This is a genomic window from Streptomyces sp. NBC_01408, assembly GCF_026340255.1.
Lineage (GTDB): Bacteria > Actinomycetota > Actinomycetes > Streptomycetales > Streptomycetaceae > Streptomyces.
In genome coordinates this window covers 3036096-3060015 of record NZ_JAPEPJ010000001.1, presented here as the reverse complement: position 1 = coordinate 3060015, position 23920 = coordinate 3036096, and the positions used below count along the sequence as shown (strand labels likewise).

The 23920-nt window shown below is 71.8% G+C and carries 17 protein-coding genes, 3 tRNA genes and 1 pseudogene; 11 read left to right on the top strand and 10 right to left on the bottom strand.

Annotated features, from left to right (window positions below):
- The first annotated feature begins 19 nt into the window (after positions 1-19).
- Positions 20-1177 carry a glutamate--cysteine ligase gene (locus OG447_RS13905; RefSeq protein ID WP_266936797.1) on the top strand — a complete coding sequence of 386 codons (1158 nt, stop codon included), beginning with the start codon at positions 20-22 and terminating at the stop codon, positions 1175-1177.
- 69 nt (positions 1178-1246) lie between these two features.
- Here the strand turns inward: OG447_RS13905 and OG447_RS13900 are convergent, their stop codons facing one another.
- Positions 1247-2407 (bottom strand): hypothetical protein, encoded by a 1161-nt coding sequence (locus tag OG447_RS13900; RefSeq protein ID WP_266936796.1) that lies wholly within the window; start codon positions 2405-2407, stop codon positions 1247-1249.
- 439 nt (positions 2408-2846) lie between these two features.
- Here OG447_RS13900 and OG447_RS13895 point away from each other — a divergent pair, with 439 nt between their 5' ends.
- Positions 2847-3188 carry a cupin domain-containing protein gene (locus tag OG447_RS13895; protein ID WP_266936795.1) on the top strand — a complete coding sequence of 114 codons (342 nt, stop codon included), beginning with the start codon at positions 2847-2849 and terminating at the stop codon, positions 3186-3188.
- A 124-nt stretch (positions 3189-3312) separates the two neighbouring features.
- Positions 3313-4644, top strand: a complete 1332-nt coding sequence (locus tag OG447_RS13890; protein ID WP_266936794.1) for an NAD(P)/FAD-dependent oxidoreductase — start codon at positions 3313-3315, stop codon at positions 4642-4644.
- Between the two features lie 67 nt (positions 4645-4711).
- Here OG447_RS13890 and OG447_RS13885 read toward each other — a convergent pair whose 3' ends face one another.
- From OG447_RS13885 to OG447_RS13870, 4 genes are all read right to left on the bottom strand, one after another.
- A complete protein-coding gene (locus OG447_RS13885; protein ID WP_266936793.1) occupies positions 4712-5272 on the bottom strand; it encodes a potassium channel family protein in 561 nt (186 codons plus the stop codon).
- 291 nt (positions 5273-5563) lie between these two features.
- Positions 5564-5637 (bottom strand) — tRNA-Ile (locus OG447_RS13880).
- A gap of 199 nt (positions 5638-5836) precedes the next feature.
- Positions 5837-5909 (bottom strand) — tRNA-Asn (locus tag OG447_RS13875).
- Between the two features lie 5 nt (positions 5910-5914).
- Positions 5915-5987: transfer RNA gene (locus OG447_RS13870), tRNA-Asn, on the bottom strand.
- A gap of 145 nt (positions 5988-6132) precedes the next feature.
- Here OG447_RS13870 and OG447_RS13865 point away from each other — a divergent pair.
- From OG447_RS13865 to OG447_RS13850, 4 genes are all read left to right on the top strand, one after another.
- Positions 6133-6432 carry a YtxH domain-containing protein gene (locus tag OG447_RS13865; RefSeq protein ID WP_266936792.1) on the top strand — a complete coding sequence of 100 codons (300 nt, stop codon included), beginning with the start codon at positions 6133-6135 and terminating at the stop codon, positions 6430-6432.
- Positions 6433-6554: 122 nt separating this feature from the next.
- Positions 6555-8003, top strand: coding sequence for an FGGY family carbohydrate kinase (locus tag OG447_RS13860; RefSeq protein WP_266936791.1), 1449 nt, complete (start codon positions 6555-6557; stop codon positions 8001-8003).
- A 156-nt stretch (positions 8004-8159) separates the two neighbouring features.
- Positions 8160-9893: an ABC transporter ATP-binding protein gene (locus OG447_RS13855; protein WP_266936790.1), complete on the top strand. Its 1734-nt coding sequence runs from the start codon at positions 8160-8162 to the stop codon at positions 9891-9893.
- Positions 9890-11812 (top strand): ABC transporter ATP-binding protein, encoded by a 1923-nt coding sequence (locus OG447_RS13850; RefSeq protein WP_266936789.1) that lies wholly within the window; start codon positions 9890-9892, stop codon positions 11810-11812. The genes OG447_RS13855 and OG447_RS13850 overlap by 4 nt, the downstream gene beginning before the upstream one ends.
- A 73-nt stretch (positions 11813-11885) precedes the next feature.
- On the opposite strand, the gene OG447_RS13845 is transcribed toward OG447_RS13850, so the two are convergent.
- From OG447_RS13845 to OG447_RS13825, 5 genes are all read right to left on the bottom strand, one after another.
- On the bottom strand, positions 11886-12962 hold the full coding sequence (locus OG447_RS13845; RefSeq protein WP_266936788.1) for an RNA polymerase sigma factor: 1077 nt from the start codon (positions 12960-12962) through the stop codon (positions 11886-11888).
- A gap of 307 nt (positions 12963-13269) precedes the next feature.
- Positions 13270-13896 (bottom strand): NADPH-dependent F420 reductase, encoded by a 627-nt coding sequence (locus tag OG447_RS13840; RefSeq protein WP_266936787.1) that lies wholly within the window; start codon positions 13894-13896, stop codon positions 13270-13272.
- A gap of 107 nt (positions 13897-14003) precedes the next feature.
- Entirely contained in the window at positions 14004-16256 is a 2253-nt protein-coding gene (locus OG447_RS13835; protein ID WP_266936786.1) for a molybdopterin oxidoreductase family protein, read from the bottom strand.
- Between the two features lie 286 nt (positions 16257-16542).
- Positions 16543-17313 carry an SDR family oxidoreductase gene (locus OG447_RS13830; RefSeq protein WP_266936785.1) on the bottom strand — a complete coding sequence of 257 codons (771 nt, stop codon included), beginning with the start codon at positions 17311-17313 and terminating at the stop codon, positions 16543-16545.
- A gap of 68 nt (positions 17314-17381) precedes the next feature.
- Positions 17382-17996, bottom strand: a complete 615-nt coding sequence (locus OG447_RS13825) for a vancomycin high temperature exclusion protein (protein ID WP_266938864.1) — start codon at positions 17994-17996, stop codon at positions 17382-17384.
- Between the two features lie 346 nt (positions 17997-18342).
- Here OG447_RS13825 and OG447_RS13820 point away from each other — a divergent pair.
- The 4 genes and pseudogenes from OG447_RS13820 to dnaG all read left to right on the top strand — a co-directional run bounded on the left by OG447_RS13820 (position 18343) and on the right by dnaG (position 23915).
- A pseudogene (locus OG447_RS13820) lies at positions 18343-19223 on the top strand (sirohydrochlorin chelatase).
- A 56-nt stretch (positions 19224-19279) separates the two neighbouring features.
- The gene (locus tag OG447_RS13815; protein ID WP_266936784.1) at positions 19280-20611 is read left to right on the top strand and encodes a deoxyguanosinetriphosphate triphosphohydrolase; all 1332 of its coding nucleotides are present in this window, start codon (positions 19280-19282) and stop codon (positions 20609-20611) included.
- A 93-nt stretch (positions 20612-20704) separates the two neighbouring features.
- Positions 20705-21979: an NAD(P)/FAD-dependent oxidoreductase gene (locus OG447_RS13810; RefSeq protein ID WP_266936783.1), complete on the top strand. Its 1275-nt coding sequence runs from the start codon at positions 20705-20707 to the stop codon at positions 21977-21979.
- Positions 21980-22013: 34 nt separating this feature from the next.
- The gene (gene dnaG / locus OG447_RS13805; protein WP_266936782.1) at positions 22014-23915 is read left to right on the top strand and encodes a DNA primase; all 1902 of its coding nucleotides are present in this window, start codon (positions 22014-22016) and stop codon (positions 23913-23915) included.
- The last annotated feature ends 5 nt before the right edge of the window (positions 23916-23920 follow it).

Here is a 23920-nt window from a genome sequence, read left to right as displayed (position 1 = left end):
GTATGTCCAGGGAGGCGTAGTGATCGAACCTGGCAACAGCACCACGAGCACCGGCACCACACCGAACACGGTGCGCACCACCGTTCCCCTCACCGTGGGTGTCGAGGAGGAATTCCTCCTCGTCGACGCCCGGACCTTCCGGGTGGTTCCGGCCGCCCCGCTCGTCCTCGCCACGGCCGCCGGGCTGCCCGGCGAGCTGCACCCCGAGGGCACCCGCTACCAGGTGGAGATCTCCACCCCGGTCGCCCATTCGGCGGTCACCCTGCGCGAGGAGCTCGCCGAGCTGCGGCGCACCCTGGGCCGCGCGGCCCGCGCCCACGGCTGCCGGCTGCTGGCCGCGCCCTCGCCGGTCGTGGCCGTGGAGGGGCCGCTGCACCTGACCGACGACGAGCCGCGCCAGCGCGAGCAGCACCGCCGGTTCGGCGCGCTCACCGACACCCTGGTGAGCTGCGGCCGCCACATCCACATCGGCACCCTCGACGTGGACACGGCAGTGGCGGTGTCCAACCGGGTCAGGCCGTGGCTGCCGACGCTGATCGCGCTGGCCGCCAACTCGCCGTTCTGGGGCGGCCGCGACACCGGTCACGCGAGCTGGCGGGCGATGGCCTGGGCGGGCTGGCCCTCCGCCGGGCTGCCCCCGCACTTCACGTCCACGGCCCATTTCCGGCGCTCGGTGCAGACCCTGCTCGGCTCCGGGGCCGCCCTGGACACGAAGATGGTCTATTGGGACGTCCGCCCGTCCGGGAACTGGCCGACGCTCGAGATCCGGGCGCCCGACATGTCCCCTGACATCGACACGGCGATCCTCCAGGCCGAACTGGGCCGGGCCCTGGTGGCCACGGCCATCCGGGAGATCGCCGAGCACCGGCCCGAACCCGCCGTACGGGACGACGTACTGCGCCTCGCGCGCTGGCGGGCGGCCCACGACGGGCTGGAGGGCTTCGGCCTCGACCCGTACACGGGCGCCGAACTCCCGGCGGCCGACCTCGCGGAGGCCCTGCTGGACCTGATCGCCCCGGAACTGGCCGCCTCCGGCGACCTCGACCACGCGGCCAGAACCCTGGCGGGCCTCCTGCGGGGCGGCTCGGGCGCCCACCGGCAGCGCGCGGCCTTCGCCCGCCGCCAGGACCTGACGGACGTCCTGCGCCACCTGACGGAGGAAACGGAGAACTTCTGAGTCCGGCAGGCGCCACCCGGCCACAGGCGACAGCGTGCCGTCGCCTGCGGCCGGATGGTGCCGAAGGGGTCAGGAGCAGCCGGGCACGGTTCCGTAGCAGTTGGTGGGCAGGTTCTTGACGACCTTGGATTCCTGGAGCGTGACCACGCCGCCCGGCCAGTTGTTGATGCCGCCGCCGTTGCGGGCGGCCCGGTTGTCCGCGACGGTCGTGTATTCGAGCGTCAGCCGGGCGGCGTCGGCCCCCGCGACCTGCTCGTTGTTGATGCCGCCGCCGTCGCGGCCGGCCGAGTTCTCCAGGACCTTGCTCTTGCGCAGCGTCGCGGTTCCCTCGTTGTTGATGCCGCCGCCGTCACGGCCCGACTTGTTGCCGATGAAGGCCGTCTCCTGGACGTCGAGGATCGCGTCCACGCCGTTGTTGACGGCGCCGCCCTCCAGGCCGGCCCAGTTCTCGATGAGCTTGCTGTAGGTGATGGTCGCCCTGCCGAGGTTGTTGAGGGCGCCGCCGTTGCCGTCGCGGGCGTCGTTGTTCGCGATGTGGGTGTGCTCGATGCTCACCCGGCCCAGGTTCTGGATGCCGCCGCCGTCCTCGTCGGCCGTGTTGCCGACGACGGTGCTCTTCTTGAGCCGGAGGGTGCCCTCCGCGCTGTTGCTGAGGCCGCCTCCGTCGCCGGGTTCGCCGCCCGTGGTCGTGGCCACGTTGGTCAGGACGTGGCTGTCGATGAGGGTGACGTCGCCGCCCGCGTTGGAGATGCCGCCGCCGTCGCCGCCGGCCTGGTTGCCGGCGACCTTGCTCTGCTCCAGCCGCAGCGTGCCCTCGTTGGAGATGCCGGCGCCGTCCCCGTCGACGTGGCCGCCGGTCACGGTGATGCCCTTGAGCGTGAGGCTGCCGCCCTCGTTGACCGCGAGGATGCGGAACAGCGGCAGGCTGTCGATGACGGAACGGATCAGGGTCGAGTTCTTGCCGGCGAGGGTGACGTGCCCGGTGATCGCCGGCAGGGCGTTCCCCGAGTCCAAGTGATCGTCTTCGAAGCGGTAGGCGCAGTTCTCGGCCAGCGTGATCGTGCCGCCTTCGGCGTTCGTATTCGCCACCCCGATGGCTGCGATGAGTCCGGCGACGTCACCGCAGGCGATGGTCGCGTCGGACGGCTGCGCCATGGCCGGCGCGGCCACCACGCACAGCCCCACGCTCGCCGCCACGGCAGCTCCAGCGAGTACGAGACGATTCTTCATCCGTGTTCTTCCTCTCGGTTCCAAGCCTGGCGCCCCACTCGTCCTCTCTTTGGCCAGCAAAGGAGGACGGTCCTGATCACGGGACACCGGCGAGACGGAACCGTGGTACCCCTTGCACGCGCCAGTTGCTCGCACCACGGTTCGGACTCTCCGCAATTGCATGCGAACGGCCGTCGCCCCTACGCCAGACCGAGGAATCGGAGACCGGCCCTGGACGTCCCCGTCCAGGGCTGCCCCGGGGCCCTCCTGCGACCTCACGCCGGGCGGGCCGGATACGGCCATGGTGGGTACGGTGGTGATGTGTGTCGCGTGCACACACCCACGTATCGGTGCGGTCGGCATCGGCTGGATGCTCCCCGCCACCGTCATCGCCTGCTCACCGCAAGTCGGCCCCGCAGTGCTGCTGTGATCGTCAGCCGGTTTCCCCGTGGAGGGACTCATGACGAATCTTGCTGGTGTTGAAACGTCCGCCATCACGGCCGACTCCTGGGAGCCGTTCGTCGAGGAAGGACGGGAGATGGGGCAGGTCCACTTCCTGGTCCAGAAGGAAGGCGGCCTGCTCGCGGGGCTGTGGAGGACCGACCCCGAGGTCGGCGCGGAGATCCCCTACAACGTGACGGGCTCCGACACGTTCCACGTCCTGCAGGGTGAGGCGGAGCTGGAGACTCCCGACGGTCAGAAGATCGAGCTCATCGCCGGGGGCCTCTATTCGTTCCCGGACGGGTTCAGCGCGACGTGGCGGACCCGGTCGCCGTTCGTGAAGTTCTTCGTCATCGCCTGACCACGGCCGTGGCACGCGGCCCGTCACCGGCGCCGACCGCCCGGACAGAGGCGTACTCCGCCCCGGCCGTCGGCTCCCGGGCTGCCGCATGTGCGTCATGCCGGAAGGCCGAAGGGAGCGCATTGTGAGCAAGGCAGAATCTCGTCCGGATGCTGTGATCGTGGGTGGCGGGTTCGCCGGTGTGACGGCCGCGCGTGAGCTGACGATGCGGGGGCGGAGTTCGGTGCTGGTCGAATCGCGTGACCGGCTGGGCGGCCGTACCTACACCGTGGACCACGACGGGCACGCGATGGAGTTCGGGGGCACGTGGGTCCATCCGGTGCAGCCGAACGTGTGGGCGGAGATCCAGCGCTACGGCATCGAAACCGAGCCGCTGCCGGTCGTGGAAGGGCTGCGGCAAGCGGTCGTCTCCGGCGGACGCGTCGTGGACCTCTCCGACGACGACGTCGCACGCGCCATGGAACTGCTCAACCAGTTCTGCTCGCCGGGCAAGAGCCTGTTCCCGGAACCGTACTCGCCGGACTGGGGCCCGGACCCGCAAGGCATCGGCGACCGGTCGTTCCGCGAGCAGCTGGAGACCGTGAAGGCCGACCCCGTTCTGTACGACTGGCTGGAATCGATGTGCTGCGCGGTCGCGCTCGGCCCGCTCGACAAGTCCGCCGTCACCGAATACCTGCGCACCTACGCCCTGTCGGGGTGGAGCGCCGGGCAGACATCGGCCGCCCTGACGGCGACGAAGCTCGTGAAGGGCACACGCGAGCTGATCGACGGCATTGCCGGGCAGGCCACGCTCACCGATATCCGCCTCAACTCACACGTCACGCGAGTCGTCCAGAGCGACGGCGAGGTACGCGTCGAGCTCGCAGGCGGTGACACGATCACCGCGCCCACAGCTGTGATCGCGCTGCCGATGAACGTCCTGAACAGCGTGGAGTTCGAGCCCCGCCTGTCCGACACCAAGCGGCGGGCCGCTGATGAGCGGCACGCCGGCGCCGGCCGCAAGACCATCGTCAAGGTCCAGGGCGACATCGGGAACGTGAGCGTCCTCGCCCCCGAGGCCTACGCGGTCAACTGGGTGGTCACCTACGCGCCAGGGGGGCCGGAAGGCACCTGGGTGGTCGCGTTCTCCAGCAACCCGGACCGCCTGCCCATGACCGCCTTCGACGACACCGCCGGCATGCAGGAAGCACTGCAGCCACTGCTGCCCGGAGTCGAGGTCGAATCCATCGCCGGATGGGACTGGTCCAACGACCCCCTCTCCCTCGGCACCTGGTGCATCTACCGGCCAGGACAGCTCGCCAGCATCCTGCCCGACCTGCGCACCACCGAAGGACGGCTGTTCTTCGCCGGCGCCGACTCGGCGACCGGATGGCGCTCCTTCATCGACGGGGCGATCCAGAGCGGTTATCACGCCGCCCGCCACATCGACGACTACCTGGCCGACGGCAGCCGGTAGGCAAGACTGCCGCTGGACCCTGACCCTCTCGGACCTGGGCCGCGCTGCCCAGGTCCGAGAGGGCGAGTCACGGGGCGGGCGGCGCGCTACCGCCCCCACCGGGACCGGGAGACTGATCACGGCGTTCCCGGCCTCGCTGGACCGCGTTGGCCAGGAGCCGGGCCGCCACGCCGAGCAGCAGCAGGTTCAGGGTGATCTGTCCCGTCGTCAGCAGCCGGGCCGGCTCGCTCCGCGCGGTGATGTCCCCGAACCCGACCGTGCTGAACACGGTCATGGCGAAGTACAACGCGTCAGTGCGCGACAGGGGTTCGCTGAAGCTGCCCGGTGCACTGTGTTCCATCAGGAAGCATGCCGTGGCGTACAGCAGGATGAAGAGCGGGACGGTGATCGTCATGGCTTCCATGGCCTTCAACCCGGGCCGCGGAGACAGCGTGATCCGGTAGATCTGCCAGCCCATGAGTACCGTCACGGCCGCGATACCACCGACGAGCGCGAGGGCGGTGGCGGGCGTGAAGGCCGAGTCCATGGGCAGCAGGTAGTAGGCGGCCACCAGGAGCGTTGCCGTCAGCAGCGAGCGCACGCAGGCGAGCACCACCTGCCGACGGTGACCGCCCGAGTTCCTGTCCACGCTTCCACCCCGACCGCAGCGCATGCCCTGCCCCCAACCTCCCCGGTGACACGGGTGCAGCGCGGCAGGCACACCATGAGGTCACCGACATGGCCGCGCATGCGTCCGCGACGACATCGCCGGGTCGCAGGGGATCCCGGCCGTGCGTCCACCTCCTGAGGGCGCCCTGCCCGCCACCACGCCCCTTGCCCGGCAGGTCCCTGCTGTGGGTACTGGCCCCCCTCGGCCCCGACGCTGACGGCAAACACAAAAAACCGCAGGTCAGAACGTTTCTTCTGACCTGCGGTGCAGTGGGGCGGGTGGGACTCGAACCCACGGCCGACGGATTATGAGTCCGCTGCTCTAACCGGCTGAGCTACCGCCCCTTCACGGCGTGGCGCGTACATGTGTGCGCGCCGTCTGCCGCAGCATAGCCGCTCATACGATCTCCTGCCTCGGATGCCTCGCATGATCGGCTTCGCCTGTCCAGAGAGACCGCGCTGAGGGCTGCCCGGTTCCCGGACGGGGCAGGAAAGAAGAAAAAAAGAAGAGGAGGACCCACTGGGGCCTCCTCTTCTTCTCCTGCTCCCCCGACTGGACTCGAACCAGTAACCTGCCGGTTAACAGCCGGCTGCTCTGCCAATTGAGCTACAGGGGACCGCGCTCCCCCGACTGGACTCGAACCAGTAACCTGCCGGTTAACAGCCGGCTGCTCTGCCAATTGAGCTACAGGGGATTGCTGCGGTGCATCGAACAGCCCACCTCCGGCCTTGCCGGGGGGCGAGTGCCCGTTGCGAGTCATAGATTAGCGCAAGCAGGGGGGTGCTCCGCCAATCGGTATCGCCAGCGGGCCGGGCACCACACGACGAAGGGTGACAGGCATGCGGTACAAGGTCACGTTCGCGGTCGGACTGGCCCTCGGGTACGTGCTCGGGACGCGCGCCGGACGCGAGCGTTACGAGCAGATGAAGAAGTCCGCCCGGGAGATCGCGCAGAACCCGGTGGTGCGCAATGCCGCCGAGACCGCCGGACACAACGGGCGGGCGTTCGCCGGGAAGGCCTTCGCCGCGGTGAGCGAGAAGGTCGGCGACGCGGTGCCGGCCTCGCTGGCGGCGCGGGTACGGGCACTGCGCGACCGGGCCGGCACCGGCGAGGACGACTGGGGCACGAGCAACACCTGAGGTGCGACACCTGAGGCCCGGGGATCCGGAGTCTCTGAGTCCGCGATGCTCCCGGGGTCCGTGAGGTTCCCGGGGGCTACGTGGCGGTCGAGACGCGGCCGGCGTGCGGCAGAATCCTCCGTATGGGGATAGTCGCCGGGCTGGACAGTTCTTCCGCCTTCACTCGCATCGTCGTCTGTGACACCGAGACGGGCGCCGTGCTGCGCCAGGGCTACGCGCCCCATCCGCAGCCCACCGGGGAACCCTCCGGAACGAACCCCCACGAGACCGATCCGCAGGCCTGGCTGCTCTCGCTCGGCGAGGCCGCCGGAGGCGGGCTCCTCGAAGGGGTCCAGGCCATAGGGGTCTCGGCGCAGCAGCACGGCCTGCTCCCGCTGGACGCACAGGGCGGCCTCGTCCGGCCCGCACTGGTCGGCAACGACAAGCGCGGCCAGGTCGCCGCCGCCGACCTCACCGAAGCGCTCGGCGGGCGGCAGGCCTGGGCCGAGGCGGTGGGTTCGGTCCCGCACTCCGCGCAGCCGATCGCCAAGCTGGCCTGGCTGGCCCGCGCCGAACCCGAAGCGGCCCGCCGGGTGGCCGTACTGATGTCCCCGCACGACTGGCTGGTCTGGCAGCTGCTGGGCCGGCCGGCCCGGCGGACCACCGACCGGGGCGGCGCCTCCGGCACCGGGTACTGGTCGGCGGCCACCGGTTCCTGGCGCCCCGACCTGGTCGAGCTGGCGCTCGGACACCAGGCGCTGCTGCCGGAGGTGCTCGGCCCCGCCGATGCCGCCGGGACCACGCCCGAGGGGCTGCTGATCTCCGCGGGCACGGGCGAGACGATGGCCGCCGCGCTCGGCCTGGGCGTCGGCCCGGGCGATGCGGTGGTCTCGCTGGGAGCCTCCGGTTCCGTGATGGCCGTGCACCACGAGGCGCTGTCGGAGCCGGGCGGCCTGATCACCTCCCTGGCCGACGGGGGCGGCATGCACCTGCCCGTGGTGAACACCTCCAATGCCGTACGGGCCCTGCGCGGCACGGCCGAGCTGCTGGGCACCGACCTGGAGGGGCTCTCCGACCTCGCCCTGAAGTCGACGCCGGGCGCCCACGGCCTCGTACTCCTGCCGTACCTGGAGGGTGAGCGGACGCCGAACCTGCCGCACACCGCCGGGACCCTCTCGGGGCTGCGGCGGGACTCGATGAAGCCGGAGCACCTGGCCCGGGCCGCCTTCGAGGGCATGCTGTGCGGGCTGGTGGACGCGCTCGACGTGCTGCGCTCGCGCGGGGTCGGGATCCGCCGGGTGTTCCTGCTCGGCGCGGCGGCCGGGCTGCCCGCCGTACAGGCCGCGGCGCCGGGGCTGTTCGGCACGCAGATCGTGGTGCCGGAGCCGGCCGACTACGCGGCGCTGGGCGCGGCGCGCCAGGCCGCGTGGGCCCTCGGGGCGCAGCAGGGCACCCTGTCCCCGCACACCCCGCCGCTCTGGCCTGCGCCCGCAGCGCAGATATTCGAGCCGGGCGAGGAGTTCCCGGCATGGCAGGCGGTCCGCCAGCAGTACATCGCCACGCGCGAGCAGATCCACCCCGGGGCCTTCTGACCCGGAGGGCTGCGGCAGGTGGCCTGGGTGCCCTAGGTCTCCGGTTGCCCGGGGCTACTCCTTTTGACCGGCCTTTGCTAAATCCGGTGGGGATCGGGCCACCGTGTGGCTCAAGATGGAGGGATCCCCCTCGATCTTGCCCACCGGAGCCTGCGCGTGCTCATACGACTTCTGCGGACCCACCTGGGTCCGTACCGGAAAGCCATCGGTCTGCTGGTCCTGCTGCAACTCCTGCAGACCAGCGCGACCCTCTACCTGCCCACGCTCAACGCGGACATCATCGACAACGGTGTCATCAACGGCGACACCGGCTACATCCTGCGCTTCGGCGCGCTGATGCTCGGTGTCTCGCTGGTCCAGCTGGTCTGCAACGCGGGGGCCGTCTACTACGGCGCCCGCACCTCGGCGGCCCTGGGCCGGGACGTCCGCGCCGGGGTCTTCGACCGGGTGCAGAGCTTCTCCGCGCGGGAGCTGGGAAAGTTCGGCGCCCCGTCGCTGATCACCCGTACGACGAACGACGTCCAGCAGGTGCAGATGCTGGTGCTGCTGTCGTTCACCCTGATGGTCGCGGCGCCGATCATGTGCGTGGGCGGCATCGCCATGGCGCTCTCGCTCGACGTGCGGCTGTCGGGCGTCCTGCTCGCCGTGGTCCCCGTCCTCGGCGTCTCCGTCGGCGCGATCGTCTTCAAGACGCGGCCGCTGTTCCGGCAGATGCAGACGCGCCTGGACACCGTGAACCGGGTCCTGCGCGAGCAGATCACCGGCAACCGGGTGATCCGCGCCTTCGTCCGCGACACGTACGAGAAGGACCGTTTCCGCGAGGCCAACGCCGACCTGACGGGTGTGTCGCTGGCCGCCGGCAAGCTCCTCGCCCTGATGTTCCCCACGGTCATCGTGGTCGTGAACATCTCCAGCGTCGCCGTCATCTGGTTCGGGGCGATGCGCGTCGACAGCGGCGGTATGGAGATCGGCCAGCTGACGGCCTTCCTCGCCTACCTGCTCCAGATCGTCATGGCCGTGATGATGGCCACCTTCATGTTCATGATGGTGCCGCGCGCCGAGGTCTGCGCCGAGCGGATCCAGGAGGTCCTGGACACCGAGTCGAGCGTGGTCCCGCCCACCGACCCGGTGCGCCAGCTCGCCCGGCGCGGGCAGCTGGAGCTGCGCGGCGCCGACTTCCGCTACCCGGGCGCCGAGGTACCGGTGCTGCACGGGGTGGACCTGGTGGCCCGCCCCGGTGAGACCACTGCGGTGATCGGCTCCACCGGAAGCGGCAAGTCCACTCTGCTGGGCCTGGTCCCGCGGCTGTTCGACGCGACCGGCGGCGAGGTGCTGGTCGACGGGGAGGACGTCCGCCGGCTCGACCCGGAGCTGCTGGCCAGGACGGTCGGCATGGTCCCGCAGAAGCCGTACCTGTTCTCCGGGACCGTGGCCTCCAACCTTCGGTACGGGCGTCCCGAGGCGACCGACGAGGAGCTGTGGCGGGCCCTGGAGGTGGCCCAGGCCAAGGAGTTCGTCACGGAGCTGGAGGGCGGCCTGGACGCCCCGATCGCCCAGGGCGGAACCAATGTCTCCGGCGGCCAGCGCCAGCGTCTGGCGATCGCCCGGACCCTGGTGCAGCGCCCCGGGATCTACCTCTTCGACGACTCCTTCTCGGCCCTGGACTACGCGACGGACGCGGCGCTGCGCGCAGCACTCGCCCGCGAGACCGAGGACGCGACCGTGGTCATCGTCGCCCAGCGGGTGTCCACCATCCGCGAGGCCGACCGGATCGTCGTACTGGACGAGGGCAGGGTCGTGGGCGTGGGGCGGCACCGCGAACTGATGGACGGGAACGAGACCTACCGGGAGATCGTGCTCTCCCAGCTGACGGAGGCGGAGGCCGCATGAGCGGGCCCGGAGGACGGATGATGACGGGACCTGCGCAACGGTCCCTGGACTTCAAGGGCTCGGGCAAGCGGCTGCTGGGCCAGATCGCGCAGGACCGGGTCAAGCTGTGGGGCATGGTCGTCGCCGTCGTCGGCAGTGTCGCCTTCACCGTGATCGGCCCCAAGATCCTCGGCCAGGCCACCGACCTCGTCTTCGCGGGGATCGTGGGCCGGCAGATGCCGGCCGGGATCACCAAGCAGCAGGCGCTGGACGGGCTGCGCGCCGACGGCAGGGGCGGCACGGCCGACATGCTGGCCGGCACCGGCTTCACCCCCGGCCAGGGCATCGACTTCGGCGCGGTCGGCGTCGTGGCGATCTGGGCACTGGTGGTCTTCTCCCTGGCGGGCCTGCTGATGCTGGTCGCGACACGGCTGTCGAACCACGTCATGAACGGCACCGTGTACCGGATGCGCGAGGAGCTCCAGGCGAAGCTGTCGCGGCTGCCGCTGTCGTACTTCGACCAGCAGAAGCGCGGTGAGGTGCTCAGCCGCGCCACGAACGACATCGACAACATCGGCCAGACGCTCCAGCAGACGATGGGGCAGCTGCTGAACTCGCTGCTGACCATCGTCGGCGTGCTGGCCATGATGTTCTGGATCTCGCCGCTGCTGGCGCTGGTCGCGCTGGTGACCGTACCGGTCTCGGTCTTCGTCGCGGCGAAGATCGGCAAGAAGTCCCAGCCGCACTTCGTGGCGCAGTGGAAGAGCACCGGCACGCTCAACGCGCACATCGAGGAGATGTACTCGGGCCACACGCTGGTCAAGGTGTTCGGGCGGCAGAAGGAGTCCGCGGCCCTCTTCGCCGAGCAGAACGAGGCGCTGTTCCGGGCCTCCTTCAAAGCGCAGCTGGTCAGCGGCCTCATGCAGCCGGTGATGGCCTTCCTGTCGAACATCAACTACGTGCTGGTGGCGGTCGTCGGCGGACTGCGGGTCGCCTCGGGCACCCTGTCGATCGGTGACGTGCAGGCCTTCATCCAGTACTCGCGCCAGTTCTCGATGCCGCTGACGCAGGTCGCCTCGATGGCGAACCTGGTGCAGTCCGGCGTCGCCTCCGCGGAGCGGGTCTACGAGTTGCTGGACGCACCGGAGCAGGAGCCGGACGCCGTGGTTCCGGAGCGCCCCGAGACGGTGCGCGGCCAAGTCACGCTCGACAAGGTGGCCTTCCGCTACGAGCCGGACAAGCCGCTCATCGAGAACCTCTCGCTGAGCGTCGAGCCGGGCCAGACCGTCGCGATCGTCGGCCCGACGGGCGCGGGCAAGACCACCCTGGTGAACCTGCTGATGCGGTTCTACGAGGTCACGGGCGGCGAGATCGCCCTCGACGGGGTGGACATCGCGAAGATGACGCGCGAGGAGCTGCGCTCCGGCATCGGCATGGTGCTCCAGGACACCTGGCTGTTCGGCGGCACGATCGCGGAGAACATCGCGTACGGGGCTTCGCGCGAGGTCACGCGCGCCGAGGTCGAGGAGGCGGCGCGGGCGGCGCACGCGGACCGCTTCATCCGCACCCTGCCGGACGGCTACGACACCGTGCTGGACGACGAGGGCGCGGGGGTCAGCGCGGGCGAGAAGCAGCTGATCACGATCGCCCGGGCGTTCCTGTCGGACCCGGTGATCCTGGTGCTCGACGAGGCGACGAGCTCGGTGGACACCCGTACCGAGGTGCTGATCCAGAAGGCGATGGCGCGCCTGGCGCACGGCCGTACGTCCTTCGTGATCGCGCACCGGCTCTCGACGATCCGCGACGCGGACGTGATCCTGGTCATGGAGAACGGCTCGATCGTGGAGCAGGGCACCCACGAGGGGCTGCTGGAGTCGGGCGGTGCGTACGCGCGGCTGTACGCGGCGCAGTTCGCGCAGGCGGTCGCCGAAGTCGACTAGACCGGCCGGACCTTCCCGACGGGGAACGTACGGAATGGGGGCGTCCCGCGGTGCTGCGGGGCGCCCCTCGCCGTCAATCCAGATATCCCCGGAGCTGGTCGGCGAAGGCGTGGTCCCGCAGTTTGTTGAGGGTCTTGGACTCGATCTGCCGGATCCGCTCACGGGTCACGCCGAAGATCCGCCCGATCTCCTCCAGGGTGCGCGGCCGCCCGTCGGCGAGCCCGTACCGGAGCTGGACCACCTTGCGCTCCCGCTCACCGAGGGTCGAGAGCACCGCTTCCAGGTGCTCGCGCAGCAGGAAGAACGCGGCGGACTCGACGGGGGATGCCGCGTCGCCGTCCTCGATCAGGTCGCCGAGCGCCACGTCGTCCTCCTCGCCCACGGGGGCGTGGAGCGAGACCGGCTCCTGCGCGAGGCGGAGCACCTCCATGACCCGCTCGGGCGTCAGCTCGAGGTGGACGGCGACCTCTTCGGCCGTGGGCTCGTACCCGCGCTCCTGGAGCATGCGGCGCTGGACGCGGACGACGCGGTTGATCAGCTCGACGACATGGACGGGCACGCGGATGGTCCGGGCCTGGTCGGCGAGGGCCCGGGACATCGCCTGCCGGATCCACCAGGTGGCGTAGGTGGAGAACTTGTACCCGCGGGCGTAGTCGAACTTCTCAACGGCCCGGATGAGCCCGAGGTTCCCCTCCTGCACGAGGTCGAGCATGGTGAGCCCGCGGCCCACGTACCGCTTCGCGACGGAGACGACGAGCCGCAGGTTCGACTCTATGAGCCGGCGTTTGGCCATCCGCCCCATGACGACGAGCTTGTCGAGATCGAGGGCGAGCTGCGAGTCGAGGTCGGAGGCGCCGGCGAGCTTCTCCTCGGCGAACAGGCCGGCTTCGACGCGCCGCGCGAGGTCGACCTCCTCCTCGGCCGTGAGCAGCGGGATCCTGCCTATCTCGCGCAGGTACTGCCGGAACAGGTCCGCGGAGGGTCCCGCTCCGCTCCCGCTGTCGGCGCTGCGCCTGCGCGGCGCGGGAACCGGCTCGATCAGCTCCAGCACCTCGGGCTCTTCGTCCACGGCTTCGGCCTCTGTCCCGGCCTCTTCGGCCTCCGAGGACTCGCTCACGTTCACGTTCACGGTCAGGGTCTCGGTCTGCACGGGGGCGGCCTCCAGGGCTCCGAGGACGGGGGCACCGCACCTCAGTGTGGGGTACGACACATCGCGGCCACGAGGGGCGTGCGGGCACTTTCTGGGCCCGCTGCGTGACCGGATGGTTACCCGCAGCCGAGAACCCCGATGCGGATCGGACGCATGTCCGAGATGACCTCCGGTTGTCCGGCCGCGGCCGCCCCGGCACAGGCCGGGGCGGCAACGGCTGTACGAGTTCCCACTCGACGTCGGACGGTTCAGGGCGGCGTATCACGACTGCGTGATCCGCGACGCGAGATCCCTTTGACGGCAACTCTCAGGCGGAGGGGCGGGTGACCACGTTGATGTTGAACGTGTGGGCCCCCAGACCGCCCGCGATGCCCATGAAGAGCAGGGCGAAGTGCTCCTGTCCGCGTGCGGTGACGATGCCGCCGATGTCCAGCTGGGACGACGGAGGCCAGCCGAGGTCGCTGAGCAGTCGGCCGGTGGTCCGTTTGGCTTCGGCGTCGTCGCCGGAGAGGAAAACGGTGCTCGGGCCTTCGAGACCGTCCGGGGCGGTCATCACGGTGGAGTCCATGGTGCACAGCGTCTTGACGACGGGGGTCAGGGGGAAGGCATCCTGGATCTGTTCGCCCAGGCTGCTGTTGGGGTGCGAGAGCTCGGTGAAGTCGTCGGAGAGACCGACCCCGACGTCGATCAGTAAGGTGCCGGCCAGCGCCGGTGCCCCGATGGAGTGCAGCAGCTCCACGGAGACGGCCCCCGGGGTGGCGTTGACCAGTACCTCTGCGTGTGCGGCCGTCTCGTTCAGGCCGGCCACGGGGAGACCGAGGTCTGTCCGCTCCTGCGGCCGGCGTGATCCGAGGAGCACGTCGTGTTGTGCGGCGCTCCAGCCGTGGGCCAGTGCTCGAGCGACGTTTCCGGTGCCAAGTAGTCCAATTCGCATGGTGTGACGCTAGCCATCGTCGGAGCTCGGCGAATCGGACTACGGGCCCGGCCGGACCGGCACCAAAGACCTACTTCTGTGGTCGCGCGACACCTTGCCGACAACTCCTAGGCCGGTTCCACGCGGACCGCGCAGACCTTGAACTCCGGCATGCGGGAGACCGGGTCGAGGGCCGGGTTGGTCAGGGTGTTGGCGCGGCCCTCGCCGGGCCAGTGGAAGGGCATGAAGACGGTGTCCGCGCGGATGGCGTCCGTGATCCGGGCCGGGGCCACCGCGCGGCCCCGGCGGGAGACGACGGCCAGGGGGCTGCCGTCGACCGCGCCGATGCGGGCGGCGAGGCGGGGGTGGAGCTCCACGAAGGGGCCGGGGGCCGCCGCGTTGAGCTCGTCCACGCGGCGGGTCTGCGCCCCGGACTGGTACTGGGCGACCACCCGGCCGGTGGTGAGCAGGATCGGGTACAGCGCGTCGGGGACCTCGGCGGCGTCCCGGTGGGAGACCGCCACGAAGCGGGCCCGGCCGTCGGGGGTGGCGAACCCGTCGAGGAAGAGACGGGGCGTGCCCGCGTGAACCGGGGCGGGCGCGGGGTCCGTGGCGGCGGCGGGGGCCGTGGCACCGGCAGGGGTCGGGTCGGCGGCGGGGGTCGTGGTGGCGGGGTCCGTGGTGGCGGCAGAGGTCGTGGTGGCGGGGTCCGTGGTGGCGGCAGAGGTCGTGGTGGCGGGGGCCTGGTCGGGGGTCGGTGGGGTTTCGGGGCAGGGCCAGAAGACGCCCTGCTCCGATTCGATGCGGGCGTAGGAGATGCCCGAGTAGTCCGCGGGGCCGCCGGCCGAGGCGCGGCGCAGTTCCTCGAAGACCTTCTCGGGGTCGGTGGGGAAGCCCTTCTCGACGCCGAGGCGGCCGGCCAGGCCGTGCAGCACCTCCAGGTCGGTGCGGACACCGGGCGGCGGGGTCAGGGCCCGGCGGCGCAGCAGGACGCGGCCTTCCAGGTTCGTGGTCGTGCCCGTCTCCTCCGCCCACTGGGTGACGGGCAGGACCACGTCCGCGAGGGCGGCCGTCTCGGAGAGCACCACGTCGGCCACCGCGAGGAAGTCCAGCGAGCGGATCCGGTCCTCGATGTGCGCGGCCCTGGGCGCCGAGACCACCGGGTTGGAACCCATCAGCAGCAGGGCCCGGACGTCCGTGCCGAGGGCGTCGAGCAGTTCGTACGCGCTGCGGCCCGGCCCCGGGAGGGAGTCGGGGTCGACGCCCCAGACCCCGGCCACGTGCGCCCGGGCCTGCGGGTCGGTCAGCTTGCGGTAGCCGGGGAGCTGGTCGGCCTTCTGCCCGTGCTCGCGGCCGCCCTGGCCGTTGCCCTGGCCGGTGAGGCAGCCGTAGCCGGAGAGGGGGCGGCCGGCCCGGCCGGTGGCCAGGCACAGGTTGATCCAGGCGCCGACGGTGTCGGTGCCCTTGGACTGCTGCTCCGGGCCCCGGGCGGTGAGGACCATCGCGGAGGACGGCGCGCAGAACATGGCGACGGCCTCGCGAAGGCGGGGGACGGGGATCCCGGTGATGCGTTCCACCAGCTCGGGCCAGTGGGCCATGGCGGCGGCCCGGGCCTCCTCCCAGCCGGTGGTCCGGGCGGCGATGAACTCCTCGTCCGTGCGCCCCTCGGCCACGATCAGGTGCAGCATGCCGAGGGCTAGCGCGAGGTCGGTGCCAGGGCGGGGGGCCAGGTGGAGGTCGGCCTGTTCGGCGGTGCGGGTGCGGCGGGGGTCGATGACGATGAGGGTGCCGCCGTTGGCCTTCAGCTCGGTGAGGTAGCGCAGGGCGGGCGGCATGGTCTCGGCGAGGTTCGAGCCGACGAGGATCACGCAGCCGGTGCGCGGGATGTCCTCCAGCGGGAAGGGCAGGCCGCGGTCGAGTCCGAAGGCCCGCTGGTGGGCGGCGGCGGCCGAGGACATGCAGAAACGGCCGTTGTAGTCGATCTGCGAGGTGCGCAGGGCGACCCGGGCGAACTTGCCGAGCGCGTACGCCTTCTCGTTGGTCAGCCCGCCGCCGCCGAAGACCCCGACGGCGTCCGGGCCGTACGCGCGTCCCGTGCGGGCGAGGCCCTCGGCGACGGCGTCGAGGGCCTCCTCCCAGGTGGCCGGTTCCAGCTGCCCGGCGTGGGTGCGGATGAGCGGCTCGGTCAGGCGCACCCGGGAGGAGAGCACGGCGGGGGCGGTGCGGCCCTTGCCGCACAGCGCGCCCCGGTTCACGGGGAAGTCGGCACGCTCCTCCACCGTCACGGTGCCACCGCCCGGCTCGGGGCGGAGCAGCATTCCGCACTGCAGCGCGCAGTACGGGCAGTGCGTGGCGGTGGTGGTGGCGTCCGGGATGTGCATACGCCCCACCGTGCGACAGGGGTGTTACGCCGGCCGCCGCCCCGCGTTACAGGTGGGGGTGTTCGGCCTCAGCGCCGCCGGACCCCTGCGGTGAGGCCCGGCGCATCGGAGGCGGCGGCCGAGGATCTGCACGTACACGATCCGCCGGCCGTCCACGTCGCCGACGCCGCCTCCGACACCGACACCGACACCGACGCCGACGTCTACGTCGCCGCCGAAATCGGCGGCCGGCATGCCCGCCCTCCGGAGCACGGGCACGCCGCGGCGCCCGGGCCCTACAGCGGGGTCACTGGCCGGTCAGGTGTTTTACCGTCGGGCCTGCGGTCCAGCCGCCGTCGACCGCGAGTTCCGCGCCCGTCATGTAGGAGGCCGCGTCCGAGAGCAGGAACGCGACGGCGGCCGCTATCTCCTCCGGGGCTCCCACGCGGCCGAGGGGGGCGCCGGGGTAGTTGCCCTCGCCGGCCTGGATGCCGATGGGGGCGGTCATCGGGGTCAGGGTCATGCCGGGGTGGACCGAGTTGACGCGGATCCCGGCCTCGGCGAGCTCGACCGCGCCGATCTTGGACAGGCCGCGCACACCCCACTTGGAGGCGCCGTACCCGGCGGTGAGCGCGAGGCCGGTCAGGCCGGCGGCGGAGGAGATGTTGACGACGGAGCCGCCTCCGCCTGCCCGCAGCAGCGGGATCGCGGCCTTGAGGCCGATGAACACGCCGACCAGGTTGACCTCCACGACCCGGCGGAAGTGCTCGACGCTCTCGTGCTCCAGGAACTGGCCGGTGGCTATGCCGGCGTTGTTCACCAAGCCGTCGATGCGGCCGAACTCGGCGACCGCGTACTCCAGTGCCGCCTGCCAGTCGGCCTCGCTCGTCACGTCGTGCCGGATGAACCGCGCCGCGCCGCCGAGCCCGGCGACGGTATCGGCGCCCTCCGCCTCCAGCACGTCGGTGATCAGCACCTGTCCGCCACCGTCGACGACGGCCCGCGCGGCAGCCGCGCCCAGGCCCCGGGCTCCCCCGGTGATGACGACGGCCTTGCCGCTCAGATCCACAACCGCCACGGTGCACACCCCTGCTCTCGATACGGACAGACCGGCATATGACTAATCGGCATAGGCCGATGGCCGCGTCAGTCTGCCAGAGCGTCCAGCGCCCGCGACACCCCTTCCTCCTTCGGCCCCAGGAACCGCGGCTCGGGCTTGAAGGCCGCGTCCACCGCCGCCTTGCCCGCCGCGAAGACCTCGCGGGCCCCGCCGTAGTACCAGGTGGCGTCGTGCACGTCGGCCACCCCGACCCCGTACGCGTCCACGCCCGCCGCCTGGCACAGGGCCACGGCCCGGCGTATATGGAAGCCCTGACTGATCAGCACGGCGCGGTCGACCCCGAATATCCGCTTGGCCCGGACGCACGAGTCCCAGGTGTCGAAGCCCGCGTAGTCACTGACGATCCGCCCGTCCGGCACCCCGTGCCCGGTGAGGTAGGTGCGCATCGCGTCGGGTTCGTCGTATTCCGTGCGGCTGTTGTCCCCGGTGACCAGCACGACCTTGACCTTGCCGGTGCGGTACAGCTCGGCGGCGGCGTCGAGCCGGTCGGCCAGGTAGGGGGTGGGCCGCCCCTCCCACAGGCCCGCCCCGAACACCACGGCCACCTCGGCGTCGGGCGCGTCGGCCGTGGTGCGCAGGCGGTCCGCCGCCGACGCGTGCGTCCACGCCGACGGCAGCAGCGCCAGCGCACAGCCCGCCATCACGAGCTGCACGGCGCGCCGTCTGCCCCGCACGCTCCGCAGCGCGCTCAGTCCCCGCGCCGGCCTCAGCACCCGCGCCGCCCCCAGCCCCCGCGGCCATCGGCGCACCGCCCGCGCCGCCCGCCCCGCGCCCGCCACCCACCTTGCCCGGTCCGGCATCTTCATGGTCCCGCCCCCTCGCACCCCACACCTCACACACACCGTTCGCACGCATTGACGAACCGCCCCCGCCCTCCAGTTCCACCCCCACCACCTTTCACCCGTACGAATGAGCGAGTGAGCACCCGGTAAACACCCGTCACCCCGCCGCAACGCCCAGGCAACCTCCGGCGCGCAGGATCGGTTCATGACGGAGCCGGTGCACCCTCCCGAAGCCCTTTCCCTCCCCCTCGACACCGCGGCCGAGCTGCTCACCCGGTTCACCGCCCAGCTCGGCACGCAGCTCAGCGGGCTGCGCCCGCCCCGTGCCCGCCACGCGCTCGCCCCAGGAGCCGCCCCATGCACCCCACCCTCGTCGCCGTGGCCCACGGCAGCCGCGACCCGCTCGCCCTGCACACCGCCGAAGCCCTCCTGGAACTGGTCCGCGAACTCCGCCCCCGGCTCGACGTCCGGCTCGGGCACATCGAGCTGAACCGGCCGCTGCTCGCGGACACCCTGCGCGCGGCCTCCGGGGAGGCCGTACTCGTACCGCTGCTGCTCGGGCGCGGTCACCACGTCAAGCGCGACCTCCCCGCGGCCGCCGCCCGGGCGACCCATCTGAGGACCCTCGTCGCCGCCCCGCTCGGCCCGCATCCGCTGCTCGTCGAGGCCCTGTACGAACGGCTCCTGGAGGCCGGCTGGGGTTCGGCCGGGGAGGGGGGTCCGGCCGTGGTCCTGGCCGCCGCCGGGTCCCGCGACCCCGACTCCGCCGCCGACACCCGCCGCACGGCCGCGCTGCTGTCCGAACGCCTCGGCGGGGTGCCCGTCGTGGCCGCCTATGCCTCCGCCGCCGCCCCCACCGTCCCCGAAGCCGTCCGGGCGCTGGCCGCGCGCGGCCACCACCGGGCCGCGGTCGCCTCGTACTTCACCTGCCCCGGCCGGTTCGCCGCGCAGTGCGCCGCGGCCGCGCCCGGCCCGGCCGCCGCCCCGCTCGGCGCGCACCCGGCGCTGGCCCGCCTGGTCCTCCAGCGCTACGACGAGGCCATCGCCGCGGCGCGCCGGAGCCACCGCGAACTGGCCACCGCATAAGCAACGAGTTCGTTCGGATTGCTCGGATTGTCGGTGTCTCCGGTTAACGTCTCAGCATGGAAGGCACCGCACCCTCCCCCGCACACTCGTCCGCTCCCGACCAGCCCTACGGCCCGGACGCCACCGAGCGCTGGTCCGCCGAACCGGACAAACAGCCGGGGCGCACCGCCTTCCAGCGCGACCGCGCCCGAGTGCTGCACTCCGCCGCCCTGCGCCGGCTCGCCGGGAAGACCCAGGTGGTCACCCCGGGCACGCGCTCGTACGACTGGGACGCGAGCCCGCGGACCCGCCTGACGCACTCCCTGGAGTGCGCGCAGGTCGGCCGCGAGCTCGGCGCGGCGCTCGGCTGCGACCCCGATCTCGTCGAGGCCGCCTGCCTCTCGCACGACATGGGCCACCCGCCCTTCGGGCACAACGGCGAGGAGGCGCTCAACGAGTTCGCCAAGGACTGCGGCGGCTTCGAGGGCAACGCCCAGTCGCTGCGCCTGCTGACCCGGCTGGAGCCCAAGCGGTTCGTGCCCGATCCCGCGTCGGGCGAGCTCGTCAGCGTCGGCCTCAATCTCACCCGGGCCTGCCTCGACGCCGCCACCAAGTACCCGTGGGCCCGCGGGGGCCACCCCACCGACCCCGGCTCGGTGAAGTTCGGGGCGTACGAGGACGACCTGCCGGTCTTCAGGTGGCTGCGCCACGGCGCGCCCGCGGACCGCAAGTGCTTCGAGGCCCAGGTCATGGACTGGGCGGACGACGTGGCGTACTCCGTCCACGATTTCGAGGACGGTCTGCACGCCGGCCACCTCGACCCCAACCTCCTCTTCTCCGAGCCCGAACGCGCGGCGATCTGGCGGGTGGCGATCGGCCGGTACGTGCCCTCGGACACCGATCCGGAGGAGCTGCGCGAGGCCCTCGACCGGCTGATGGAGCAGGAGTGGTGGCCGCACGGGTACGACGGTTCGGCCGTCGCGCAGGCCCGGCTGAAGGACGCCACCAGCCAGCTGATCGGCCGGTTCTGCCTGGCCGCCGAGGGCGCCACGCGCGAGGCGTACGGTTCCGGCCGCCTCACCCGGTACGGGGCGGAGCTGGTGGTCCCGCGCGAGGCGCGCAACGAGTGCGCGGTGCTCAAGGCGGTCGCCGACCTTTACGTCATGCAGCGCGACGAACAGGAGCGGATCCGGGCCGACCAGCGCATCGTCCTGGCCGAACTCGCCGAGGCGCTGAGCGCCCGCGCCCCGGAGGGACTGGACCCCCAGTTCCGGGCGATCTTCGACGCGGCCGCGGACGACAGGGCCAGGAAACGTGCGGTCATCGACCAGATCGCCTGCCTGACCGACGCAGCCGCCCGTTCCCTGCACGCGCGCCTCACCCGGCGCACGCGACGCGCCGAGGGGTGAGCTGATCGGGCCACTCCCCCTTCACGCGGCAGGCTCAGTGCGGGACGCTCGCATGTGGTCGCATGTGGCGGTGAGGTTATGAGGAGGCATCAGGTGGTCGACGCACACCGGACATTCGTCATCGTCGGCGCGGGGCTCGCCGGGGCAAAGGCGGCCGAAACGCTCAGGGCCGAAGGGTTCACGGGGCGGGTGATCCTGATCGGCGACGAGCGCGAACATCCCTACGAACGGCCCCCGCTGTCCAAGGGGTACCTGACGGGCAAGGAGGAGCGCGACAGCGTCTTCGTCCACGAGCCGTCCTGGTACGCGCGCGCCGACATCGAGCTGCACCTGGGCCAGCCCGCGGTGCACCTGGACCGGGACGCCAAGAAGGTGGTCCTCGGCGACGGCACCGCGCTGCACTACGACAAACTGCTGCTGGCCACCGGCGCCGAACCGCGCCGCCTCGACGTCCCGGGCACGGGCCTGGCCGGGGTGCACCACCTGCGCCGGCTGGCCCACGCCGAGCGGCTGCGCGGCGTACTGGCCGGTCTGGGCCGGGACAACGGCCACCTGCTGATCGCGGGCGCCGGATGGATCGGCCTGGAGGTGGCCGCCGCGGCCCGCGGGTACGGCGCGGAGGTCACCGTGGTCGAGCCGGAGGCCACCCCGCTGCACGCGGTGCTCGGCCCGGAGATCGGCCGGCTCTTCGGGGACCTGCACGCCGACCACGGGGTGCGGTTCCACTTCGGGTCCCGGCTGACCGAGATCGTGGGCCACGACGGCATGGTGCTGGCCGCCCGTACGGACGACGGGGAGGAGCACCCGGCGCACGCGGTGCTGGCGGCGATCGGGGCGGCGCCGCGGACCGCGCTCGCCGAGACCTCCGGACTGGCCCTGATCGACCGGGAGCACGGCGGCGGGATCGCCGTGGACGCCTCGCTGCGCACCTCCGACGCGGACATCTTCGCGGTCGGGGACGTGGCCGCCGCCCACCATCCGGTGCTCGGGACCCGGCTGCGGGTGGAGCACTGGGCCAACGCGCTCAACGGCGGTCCGGCCGCAGCGCGGGCCATGCTGGGGCAGGAGGTCAGTTACGACCGGGTGCCGTACTTCTTCTCCGACCAGTACGACGTGGGTCTGGAGTACTCGGGCTACGCCCCGCCGGGCGGCTACGACCAGGTGCTGATCCGCGGGGACGCGGGGAAGCGGGAGTTCATCGCGTTCTGGCTCTCGGAGGGCCGGGTGCTGGCCGGAATGAACGTGAATGTGTGGGACGTCACAGAGCACATCCAGGCCCTGATCAGGTCCAAGGCGCCGGTGGACCGCGAGGCCCTGGCGGACCCGTCCATTCCGCTCGCGTCGCTGGTCACGGCGGAGGGTGCCTGACGGGTTTGCCCGCGCCCGGCCGTAGACTTCACGGGTGGCAGGACGGATCAATGACGACGACGTGAAGGCGGTACGGGACGCGGTCCCGATCGACGCCGTCGTCTCCGACTACCTCCAGCTGCGCAACGCGGGCGGCGGCAACCTCAAGGGCCTCTGCCCCTTCCACGACGAGAAGTCCCCGTCCTTCCAGGTCAGCCCCAGCAAGGGCCTGTACCACTGCTTCGGCTGCCAGGCGGGCGGGGACACCCTCGACTTCATCATGAAGATCGACCACCTCTCCTTCTCGGAGGCGGTCGAGCGCCTGGCCGGCCAGGCCGGCATCACCCTGCGGTACGAGGAGGGCGGCTACACCGCCGGCACCAGCGGCCGCGGCGAGCGGATCCGGCTGGTCGAGGCGCACAAGGCCGCCGCCCAGTTCTACGTCGACCAGCTGGACGGCGCCGAAGCGGAGATCGGCCGCAAGTTCCTGGCCGGGCGCGGCTTCGACCAGGCCGCGGCCGCCCACTTCAGCGTGGGCTACAGCCCGGCCGGCTGGGACCACCTGACCCGCTTCCTGCGCGGCAAGGGCTTCAGCGACAAGGAGCTGATCACCTCCGGCCTCGCCCAGGACAGCCGCAGCGGCAAGCCCATCGACCGCTTCCGCGGCCGGCTGATGTGGCCGATCCGCGACATCAGCGGCGAGGTGGTCGGCTTCGGCGCGCGCAAGCTCCGCGAGGACGACAACGGCCCGAAGTACCTGAACACCCCCGAGACCGCGATCTACAAGAAGTCCCAGGTCCTGTACGGCATCGACCTGGCCAAGAAGGAGATCGCGAAGACCTCGCGGGCGGTCGTGGTCGAGGGCTACACCGATGTGATGGCCTGCCACATCGCCGGGGTCACCACCGCGATCGCCACCTGCGGCACCGCCTTCGGCGGCGACCACATCAAGATCCTGCGCCGGCTCCTGATGGACAACGCGACCGCCGAGGTGATCTTCACCTTCGACGGCGACGCCGCCGGGCAGAAGGCGGCGCTGCGCGCCTTCGAGGACGACCAGAAGTTCGCGGCCGAGACCTCGATCGCGATCACCCCGGGCGGCATGGACCCGTGCGACTTGCGCCTGGCGCAGGGGGACGCGGCCGTGTCGGGGCTGGTGGAGTCCAGGACCCCGCTGTTCGAGTTCGCCCTGCGCCACATCGTGGCCCGGCACAACCTGGAGAACCCGGCGGGGCGGGCGGCCGCGCTGGACGAGGCGGCTCCGGTCGTCGCCCACATCAAGAACATCGCGATCCAGCACGAGTCGGCGGTCCAGCTGGCGGGCATGCTCGGCATCCGCGACGAGCAGTTCGTGGTCAAGCGGGTCGCACAGCTGGCGCGCTGGGCCCGGGAGCGCGGCAGCCAGCCCCCGCAGCAGGGCCGCGGGCGCCCCGCCTACGAGGCCGCCCCCGCGCCCGCCGACCGGCCGGCCGGCGGCCCGGCGCTGAACCTGCGCAGCCCCGCCCACCGCACCGAGCGCGAGCTGCTGAAGCTGGCCCTCCAGCGCCCGGCCCTGGTCTCCCCCGCCTTCGACGCCTACGGCATGGACGAGTTCACCGCCCCGCCCTACGCGGCCGTGCGCCAGGCGATCCTGGACGCGGGCGGCTCCTCGCTCGGCACCGAGGACTACCTGACCCGCGTGCGCGAGGCCGCTCCGAACGACACCGTCCGCGCGCTCGTCACGGAGCTGGCCGTCGAGGCCATCCACGCCAAGACCGTGGACGAGATCTACGCCGGAGTGCAGCTGGTCCAGGTGCGGCTGCGCGCCGTCGACCGCCGGGTCCACGAGATCCAGGGCACCATGTCCCGGCTGGGCCCGCAGGCCCCGCCGGAGCAGCTGGCGGCGGTCCAGGAGGAGCTGTGGGTCCTCCAGCAGTACGGTCAGCGCCTGCGCAACCGCGGCGCCGAGGGGCTGTAGCTCCC